The sequence below is a fragment of the Clavibacter tessellarius genome, assembly GCF_001618005.1.
In the GTDB taxonomy this organism is placed as follows: Bacteria; Actinomycetota; Actinomycetes; order Actinomycetales; family Microbacteriaceae; genus Clavibacter; species Clavibacter tessellarius_A.
Genome location: NZ_LQXA01000037.1, coordinates 1 through 358 on the forward strand (window position 1 = coordinate 1; position 358 = coordinate 358).

A 358-nucleotide genomic window follows, 5' to 3' on the forward strand; every position below is an offset into this window, starting at 1 on the left:
CGCCGTGGACCTCGATGTTGTCGACGTGGTCGACGCCCTGGACGTGGACACGACCGACCTGGACGGGACGGACGCCGACACGGTTGACGTGATCGTGGATGCCGGCGACGATGTCCTGGATGCCGGTGACGTCCTCGACGCCGACGGCGGCCTGGACGTGCTCGACACGGACGCCGCTGACCTGGACGCGCTGGACCTCGACGTGGTCGATGTCGTGGATGCCCTGGATGTGGACACGACGGACCTCGACGGGACGGACGCCGACACGGTCGACGCCGACCTGGACAGCGCGGACGTGATCGACGCCGGTGACGTGCTCGACCTCGAGGGCGTCGACTCCGACGCCAACGACTCGGAC

The 358-nt window shown here is 69.0% G+C and carries 1 protein-coding gene; it reads left to right on the forward strand.

Features of this window, described 5'->3' with window-relative positions:
* Positions 1–25: 25 nt before the first annotated feature.
* Positions 26–358 (forward strand): hypothetical protein (locus tag AWH51_RS16120; protein WP_414146353.1); only part of this gene is annotated, 333 nt, incomplete at its 3' end.